The sequence below is a fragment of the Aquimarina agarivorans genome (genome assembly GCF_000218485.1).
Classification (GTDB): domain Bacteria; phylum Bacteroidota; class Bacteroidia; order Flavobacteriales; family Flavobacteriaceae; genus Aquimarina; species Aquimarina agarivorans.
Window position 1 is genome coordinate 1 of sequence record NZ_AFPB01000112.1, and the last position, 924, is coordinate 924.

Annotated in this window: 2 protein-coding genes; both read right to left on the reverse strand. The window is 29.3% G+C overall.

The annotated features are described in order from the left end of the window. Window positions 1–175 precede the first annotated feature (175 nt). The gene (locus GMC_RS0105805; protein WP_010521250.1) at window positions 176–607 is read right to left on the reverse strand and encodes a hypothetical protein; all 432 of its coding nucleotides are present in this window, start codon (window positions 605–607) and stop codon (window positions 176–178) included. Further along, window positions 588–908 carry a DUF6984 family protein gene (locus GMC_RS20565; protein ID WP_010521251.1) on the reverse strand — a complete coding sequence of 107 codons (321 nt, stop codon included), beginning with the start codon at window positions 906–908 and terminating at the stop codon, window positions 588–590. Before GMC_RS20565 ends, GMC_RS0105805 begins: the two co-directional genes overlap by 20 nt. Between the last annotated feature and the right edge of the window lie 16 nt (window positions 909–924).

Consider the following 924-nt stretch of genomic DNA (forward strand, 5'->3'; position numbering starts at 1 on the left):
AACGTTCAGTATAAGAAACGTAGGGCAGGTGATAAGCGTTACGTTTCGGATTGGTACTAAGCCAAATATAAATATTTTGCTTTTATCTTTTTTGTTGAAAATGCCAAATTTTATATTTGGCGACTTTGTAAATAAATATAGTCCTTTCGATTAAGCCTAAATCGCCCTATGTTTTTTATACATTGTTAGGTGCTTTTTTTCTTTTCCATCCGTATATCAGTGCACAAATTATTAAATTATATGGAACCATAAAAAAGATATAAGACATTATCAGTTTTAATGGCCATCCAACTCCAAAACTTCCATTATAAATTTTTTCGATAGTTTTTTTGTCTTCTATATTTAGCTCTCTTGTCCAGCGTTCGGAATCACTCATTCCCCGAGTATCAAACCCGTATAATTTATAGATAATTTCCTCAGATAAATCGTCAGACCAATAAACAGAAATGATAGATAAAATAAAGGTTAAAATAATAGACAAAAAAAGTAAAGTCAAGTAATTGTTTTTCTTGATCTTTTTCCCAATTATAAAGGGTGTAATAAAGATTAATAAATAAGAAAGTAATGTGAAAATTAAAAATATTGTCTCAACTGTGCTTGCTCTCATTTATTTTTAGATTTTTATAAGTAGGATAAATGATTAACGGACTAAAGTCAACTTTCCAAAAGTCTAACTCAAAAAGCTTTTCATTATTATCACAAGTTAACTCTATATCAACTAATACTCCGTTTTTATCAATGTATTCTGCAGATATTATTTGTCTTTTTCGAGCTTGACAGTTTTTTAAGTCAAATGATATTGAACCCATTCCGCCATCATTTAGGTCTCTCACTATTCGAGGAATTTCAAATTGACCATTGGTTAGTCTTTTTAATAATTCAAGTTCTACTGATTTTAGTGGTCTCATTTGCAATTGCACCTAA